The sequence below is a fragment of the Streptosporangium sp. NPDC003464 genome, from assembly GCF_053588315.1.
In genome coordinates this window covers 1-6430 of the sequence record NZ_JBSFPS010000394.1, presented here as the reverse complement: position 1 = coordinate 6430, position 6430 = coordinate 1, and the positions used below count along the sequence as shown (strand labels likewise).

The following is a 6430-nucleotide window of genomic DNA, read 5'->3' as shown; positions in this document are numbered from 1 at the left end:
AATCATTCTTTGCCTCCCGGCAGATTCGATGCTGCCCACCATGGGTGTCTGGTGGAGTATCCGGTCAGGGCACGGATCACGATGTCCTCCGGCAGACGGACTTGAATACAAGCGTCTGCCGGGGGCTCCAGCCCGATATCCAGACCATCACTTCGAGAGGCGGCAAACCTCCTGGTGACGGATGATCCGGACCGGGGCCCTGGGTCCTTCCCCCGGCGCGCGACCAGGACCCTGGTCCTGGCCCCGATCCGGATACGGCTCCGCTGACTGCCGCCGGCCGGCGCTGGCGGCGGGGTGCCTGGCGCCACCCGTAGGACCGCAGTTCGGCTGGGTCGACGGCGAGCTGGTCGGCCATCCTGGCCACCGCCACCGGCGGCGCCGCCGACACTTTGTCTGGCACGAATCCGAGCCACGGCAACGTGGACAGTGCTACGGCCGGCCCCAGCCGATCGGCCGGACCTCGGCCCCGGCCAGGATCGACGAACACGACATCAGCTGATGTCAGGGTGAAGACCCGGAACAGCTCGTCTCGACCGATCTCCGGGAATCCCCGCAGCCGCTCCAGCTCCTCATCCGCGAACACTGCGTTGCCAAGAACGACCTCTAGCTGTGGTGTCTCAGGACGTTGGTTCCACGGCGCCCTCGAAGGTGAGCTGCTGCGGGATCGTGCCGAGCGGCTTCGGTGCCGCGGTCGTGCATCCGCCGGCCACCACCGGCGGGGATGCGACCGAGCTTCTTGACGTCGACGTGGACCAGGTCGCCGACGCGGTCGTGCTCGTAGCGGACGACTTCGCGCAGTTGCTCGCCGGTGGGCGGATCGAGGTCGCGCAGGCGGCTGAGCCCTCGCCGGACGAGGACTCGGTGCACGGTGGCCGGTGCCACGGTGATGCCGTGCAGCCTCTCCAGTTCGGCGGCGAGCCGGGCGGGCCCGTACTTGGTCTGGCGCCGCAGCGCCTCTACCAGATCGGCGATGTCCTCGCTCGTGCGGTCGGGGCTGGCGATGGGCCGGGAGGAACGATCCGTCAGGCCGTCCTCGCCGTGGGCGAGCCGGCGGGCGTACCACTTGGCCAGGCAGCGGCGGGAGACTCCGGCTCCCGCAGCGACGTGTGCGATCGGACGTCCGGCATCGACCCGCAGGCACAAGCGCAGACGTCCTTCGGGGGTCAGCGGTGCGTTCCGATGTCCCCTGCTGGTGGCGATCCTGGACTCGGCGGCCGCGTTCACCGGGAGCCCTGGGATCTCGGGGCTCCCGCGTGAGCGGCTGTGCGTGGCGTCAGCGTGCGAACTTTTCGATGGCTGCCGGGGTGACGGGGGTGAAGAAGTTGACGAGGTTGCCGTCGGGGTCGCGGAACAGCAGCGACCGGTTGCCCCAGGGCATCGTGGTGGGCTCGGTGACGAAGTCGGTGACGAAGCCGGTCAGGTTCTGGTGAACGCGGTCCACGTCGTCGACGAGGAACTCGGTGATCACGCTGTGGTTGTCCGCCGGGCGGGCAGAGCCCGGGGCGAACAGCGGGACGGTGCGGGTGCCGGCGATCGCGAGGGTGGCGCCCGCGGTCTTGAGTTCGGCGAAGTCCTCGGTGGCCCACGTCGCCCGCGCCCCTGTGGCTCGCTCGTAGAACTCGACGAGGCGCGCTACGTCGCTGGTGATGATGCGGATCGAGACGAAGTCCATGGGAATCTCCTTGGCTGTGCTGAAGGCGTGCACGTCGCAGGCTAGGAGAAATAGTGGACAGAATCGGTCCTGTATTCGCGTTAGGCTGCGAACATGCCACGACCCACCGGCCGCGTGCTGACACTCCTGGAGCTGCTGCAGTCGGGCGGCACCCGGACCGTGGCCGAACTCGCCGACCGGCTCGGCGTCCAAGGGCGCACCGTGCGGCGGTATGTGGACCAGCTGATCGACCTGGACGTGCCCGTGGAGTCGGTGCGCGGCCGCTACGGCGGGTACCGGCTGGCTCCCGGGTACCGCTTGCCTCCGCTCATGCTCAGCGACGACGAGGCGCTGGCCGTGCTGCTCGGCCTGGTCGCCGGCCGCCGGGCAGGGCTGACGACGACGGAGCGCACGGCGAACGAGACGGCATCGGCGAAGATCCGGCGGGTGCTGCCCAAGCACATCGCCCGCCGGCTCGACACACTCCTGGAAGCTCTCGCCTTCACGGATCAGCCCGGCGAGTTGGACCGCCCGGACGCCGGGCTCCTGCTCACCATCGCCGATGCGGTGCGCCACCGCCGACCGGTCTCGATCCACTACACCGACCGCGACGGACGGCGCAGCGAACGCACACTGCACGCGTACGGGATCGTCGCCCATGCGGGCCGGTGGTACGTGACGGGCAAGGACGCCCAGGTCGGCGAGGACCGAACCTTCCGGCTCGATCGCATCGCAGACGCGCGGACCCTGCCCGGCTCATTCGAAGCGCCCGTGGGTCCCGGTCCGGCACAGCGCGTGTTGTCAGGATTCGCCACGGCCGAGTACCGGCATGAGGTGACCTTGCGGATCCACGGGACGGTTGAGCAGATCCGCGCGCACCTTCCCGCCAGCGTCGCGAGCCTGGAGGAGCACGAGCCCGCGGCCGGCCAGGACCAGGCGGCCGAGCACTGGCTGCGCGTCGAGCTACGGGCGCAGCAGCTCGACTGGTTGCCTCGGACACTCGCCTCACTCGACCGGCCGTTCGTCATCGAGCGCCCCGATGAACTGCGCGACCTCGTCATCGCGCTCGCCGATCGCCTCACGTCCTACGCCCGCCAGGCCTGACGGCGAGGAACCAATGTCATGAGACGGCACATCCAGCGGTCGTGTTCACCCGATACTTCATGCCCCAGATTCTGTTCTACGGGGTGAGTGCGACCTTGGCCGCAGTGCTCAACGCCCGCAGCCGCTTCACCTCGCCGATGTGGGCACCGGTGGCCAACAACCTTGTCGTCATCGCCACCGCGCTGGTTTTTCTGCTGATCGGCGGCACAGGAAGCTGGAATCGCTGACTCATGCTCAGATGCTGCTGTTGTCGATCTGCACCAGCGCCGGGGTCGCCGCCCAGATGTTTGTTCTCGCTCTGGCCAGCCGGCGATCCGGATTCCGGCTGCGGCTACGCGCCAACCCCGAGGGATCGGGGTCCGCCGGATCGCCGTCCTGGCCGGGTGGACCCTCGCATCCGTGGCCGCTGCCCAGGCCGTGTCCATCGTGATCACCCGGATCGCCTCGCAGGCCGGGCCCGGCGCCGTCAGCGTCTACTCCGATGCCTACACCCTGTTCCAACCGCCCTACGCGGTCATCGCGGTCACCGTCATCACCGGGGTCCTGCCCCGGATGAGCCGGGCAGCGGCCGGCCGTGACCTCGCCCAGGTCACTGCCGATCTATCCCAGAGCCTGCGGCTCACCGGCGTCGTGCTGGTGCCCGTCGCCGCCGCATTCACAGTTCCGATATCCGACGGTGCCGTTACCGTACGGTGTTGTCGCGACCGCGAGCGTCGGCCTCATCCCCGATCGTCCCGGCTCCTGGATGAACCCCGATCACCTGCTGTGACCTGGGACGGCCCTCTGCTTTGGGGCTCATCGCACGGACCCGAGCGGAGGGCCGTCCAGGTAGCCGCCGTGCTCCCCCCAATTACGGTTGGCGACCCCGTCGAGCAGCCCGTCGACGTGGGTCAGGCCGGTCGGCTCAACGCTCAGATGCGGGACCAGGCTCACGCGGGAGCCGGCACTCGGTCTGCGCTCGTCGGCGTAGTGCTCCTGCCCGCCCTCGGAATATCTCCAGCGGGCGCCGGTCTCGGGTTCCTCCTCCGGCCTCGCCTCTCCCCCGACGGCCTCGGCCAGCCGCCGTCCGAGGTCGGGCGGGAGCACGGCGAGCGCCGCGCGGAGGGGCTCGGCGCCCGGCGGGGACAGGTGCCGCGCGTGCTTGACGGCCAGGCGCACGGCCCGTTCCTGCACGGCGTACGCCTCGTGGCCCAGAGCCGAGGCGAGGGCGGGTGCCAGCCCGTCGGCCCGCTCCGGCGCCCGCCTCACGATCTGGTCCAGCCAGGTGAGCCCGGCCCGGACCAGCCCGCCCTCGGCGCGGAACAGCAGGCCCTCCAGGGCCTCGGCCGCGTCGTCCGGGTCGATGTGGTCGAGGCGGCGCAGGTGCCTGAGCGACAGTTCCGTCACCGGTCCGGGCGCCGTCGGCAGCAGGCGCAGGTAGTCGCGGGCGCGGGATTCCACCTCGACGTGGGTGGGGTCGAGCACCTCGTGCAGCCGGGCGAAGAAGCGCAGGTCGTGGACGTCTCCGCCGCGCAGGAAGCGGTTGACGCAGCCGTCGAGGAGCAGCTCGCGCCTGACCGTGCCCTCGCCGGCGAGCACCGCCAGCGCGCCGAGCCAGGAGTAGGCGCTCAGCGGGTCGCTCCGCTCCTCGCGCAGGGCGCGGCCGACGCCCTGGGCCTCGAAGATCCTCGGCAGCAGCGCGTCGCGGAGCGGGTCCTTGCGGAGACCGCGCGCGCTGGGCCGCGTGGAGACCCACGCGACCACGAGCGGGTCGTGCTGCGGCGGGGTCACGCCGGTACGGCGCAGCAGGTCCAGGACCAGCGGCACGCCCGGGGAGCGCCGGTCGCGGACGCGGAGCGCGAGCCGGGTGGCCAGGTCGGCCTGCCACTGCGGGTCCCGTACCGAGATGACCTCCACAAGGGCCCTGGTGTCGTGGAATACCTCCCACCGGGAAGCGGCGAAGTCGCGCTTGTGCAGCCAGGCGGCCACGGCCGCCGCGCCGCCGAGCGAGCCCGCGCCCGCCACCCGCAGCGGCTCGGCCCAGTCGCCCGCCCCGTCCCAGGGAGTGAGTTCGGCCACCCTTTCGCGCACCAGCTTGAGGTGTCCGGGGAGCTCGCGGGCGACCTCCTGCCGTCCGGCGTCGTCGAGCCGGGCCATGCGGGTCGCGAGCGCAGCGGTCCCGCGGGCGTCGATGAGGTCGCGGACCTCGTCCCAGACGGTCATCGGGAGGGCTCCTGGGGCCGGAGGGCCCGCGCGGTCAGGGCGGTCTCGGGGCCCGAGGTATCGGAGCCGACGGTCTCGGAAGCCGCGGTCTGCAGACCGGAAGTCTCGGAGGCGACGGTCTCGGAGGCGACGGTCTCGGGGCTGCCGGGGGCGGCGGCCTCCGAGGTGAGGACGCCGGGGCGCTCGCGGTCGGGGGCGCCGGGGATCTCCCGGGCCAGGATGCGGGCGGCGAGCACGTGCTTGCAGGGGCCGCGCGAGCCGCGGTGGTCGTACCACCAGGGGCAGGTGCACGATCCGTCCGCCAGCCCGACCGCGCGGACGCCGCCGTCGGTGGTCACCTCGGCGGAGCCGGGGCCGGTCAGCCGGACGGCGCCCCCGGCCACCAGCGCGCGGGCGGAGGTGAGCCGGGGATTCAGCGCCGCGACGTGGTCGCGGTCGTAGGGCAGCTCGCGGTGGAAGTGGGCGGCCTCGGCGAGGTCGTAACCGACCCGGCCGGCCGTGCCGAGCTGGGTGAGCGCGGCCCGGACCCGCTCCGGGGGGAGGCCGGAGCGCTCGGCGAGCAGGCCGAGCTCCAGGGTGGGCTCGAAGTTGAGCAGGAGGCCCACCAGGTCGGCGTCGTCGGCCACCTCCTCGCCGGACAGGTCGTCGAGGACGGCGCCCTCACCGGAGAAGCCCCGCCAGGCCTGCGGGGACAGGGCCAGCGTGTAGCGCATGCCGGGCAGCTCCAGCTCCCACGCGCTGGATCCGGAGCCGTCGGCCGGGCCGTACACGCGCAGGGCCTTGACGAACCTGAGCAGCGGCGTCATCGTGGCCAGCCGCCCGACCCCGGCCAGGTGGACCCCTCCGGGCGCCTGCCGCTCCGACACCCGCAGCTCCCGGCCGGTCGGCACGGCCCACACCTCGGCCGCCGCCCGCTTGGGCAGGCTCCGCAGGAACCGTACGGCGTGCGGGCCGGGCAGTTCGGCGCGGAGGTCGAACCCTGCGGCGATCACCTGGACCTCGGCGAAGCCGCGCAGCCACCGGGCGGGCAGCGGGACCTTCTTCTCCACCACCGCGCCGTCGAGCGTGGTGACGGTGAGCTCGTCGGGCCCGACGCCCACGTGCAGCGGGTCCCGGCCGCCGACCCTGGCCAGCGCCTCGCGCAGCGGGTTGTTGACGTCCACGTTGGTGGTGCCCCGGTCGAAGACCTCACCGTCGAGCGCGGACCCCAGCACGTCCAGCCGGGCGTAGACGCCGCCGCAGGCGGAGAACGACTCGAACCGGAGCCGGTCGCCGCCGCAGGTCACCACCGGGTCGCGGGTGAACCCCGGCTGCGGGCGGTGGTAGCGCGCCAGCGCCACGTCGGCGACCGCCAGTAGCCCCGCCGCGGCGGGCGCGGCCTGGGTGTACATCGCCGACGCCCCACTGTTCATCGACTTCGCGCGCGCGTTCAACCCGGGTGACCGGGTGCCCGTCGAGTACGTCGACCGGTAC

7 protein-coding genes and 1 pseudogene are annotated in these 6430 nt (G+C 72.3%); 3 read left to right on the top strand and 5 right to left on the bottom strand.

Annotated features, from left to right (window positions below; translation table 11 throughout):
- Positions 1-76: 76 nt before the first annotated feature.
- Genes ACWDS7_RS45365 through ACWDS7_RS45355 form a run of 3 tightly spaced genes read right to left on the bottom strand, consistent with a single transcriptional unit; the run spans position 77 to position 1672 of the window.
- The gene (locus ACWDS7_RS45365; RefSeq protein ID WP_451934343.1) at positions 77-583 is read right to left on the bottom strand and encodes a DUF4158 domain-containing protein; all 507 of its coding nucleotides are present in this window, start codon (positions 581-583) and stop codon (positions 77-79) included.
- A gap of 20 nt (positions 584-603) precedes the next feature.
- Entirely contained in the window at positions 604-1224 is a 621-nt protein-coding gene (locus tag ACWDS7_RS45360) for a helix-turn-helix domain-containing protein (protein WP_451934342.1), read from the bottom strand.
- Positions 1225-1273: 49 nt separating this feature from the next.
- Positions 1274-1672: a VOC family protein gene (locus tag ACWDS7_RS45355; RefSeq protein ID WP_090932844.1), complete on the bottom strand. Its 399-nt coding sequence runs from the start codon at positions 1670-1672 to the stop codon at positions 1274-1276.
- A 93-nt stretch (positions 1673-1765) separates the two neighbouring features.
- Between ACWDS7_RS45355 and ACWDS7_RS45350 the strand changes: the two genes are divergently transcribed.
- The 3 genes and pseudogenes from ACWDS7_RS45350 to ACWDS7_RS45340 all read left to right on the top strand — a co-directional run.
- Positions 1766-2755, top strand: a complete 990-nt coding sequence (locus tag ACWDS7_RS45350; protein WP_451934341.1) for a helix-turn-helix transcriptional regulator — start codon at positions 1766-1768, stop codon at positions 2753-2755.
- Positions 2756-2796: 41 nt separating this feature from the next.
- Positions 2797-2982: a lipid II flippase MurJ gene (locus tag ACWDS7_RS45345; protein WP_451934340.1), complete on the top strand. Its 186-nt coding sequence runs from the start codon at positions 2797-2799 to the stop codon at positions 2980-2982.
- A 172-nt stretch (positions 2983-3154) separates the two neighbouring features.
- Positions 3155-3358, top strand: a pseudogene (locus ACWDS7_RS45340) (lipid II flippase MurJ); the annotation flags it as partial.
- A gap of 192 nt (positions 3359-3550) precedes the next feature.
- Here ACWDS7_RS45340 and ACWDS7_RS45335 read toward each other — a convergent pair.
- Positions 3551-4957 carry a hypothetical protein gene (locus ACWDS7_RS45335; RefSeq protein WP_451934339.1) on the bottom strand — a complete coding sequence of 469 codons (1407 nt, stop codon included), beginning with the start codon at positions 4955-4957 and terminating at the stop codon, positions 3551-3553.
- Positions 4954-6348: an SWIM zinc finger family protein gene (locus tag ACWDS7_RS45330; RefSeq protein ID WP_451934338.1), complete on the bottom strand. Its 1395-nt coding sequence runs from the start codon at positions 6346-6348 to the stop codon at positions 4954-4956. The genes ACWDS7_RS45335 and ACWDS7_RS45330 overlap by 4 nt, the downstream gene beginning before the upstream one ends.
- Positions 6349-6430 lie beyond the last annotated feature (82 nt).

Coding starts and splice junctions, on each gene's coding strand:
- ACWDS7_RS45355 (WP_090932844.1), bottom strand. CDS start 1,672: ATGGACTTCGTCTCGATCCGCATCATCACCAGCGACGTAGCGCGCCTC.
- ACWDS7_RS45350 (WP_451934341.1), top strand. CDS start 1,766: ATGCCACGACCCACCGGCCGCGTGCTGACACTCCTGGAGCTGCTGCAG.
- ACWDS7_RS45330 (WP_451934338.1), bottom strand. CDS start 6,348: ATGTACACCCAGGCCGCGCCCGCCGCGGCGGGGCTACTGGCGGTCGCC.
- ACWDS7_RS45335 (WP_451934339.1), bottom strand. CDS start 4,957: ATGACCGTCTGGGACGAGGTCCGCGACCTCATCGACGCCCGCGGGACC.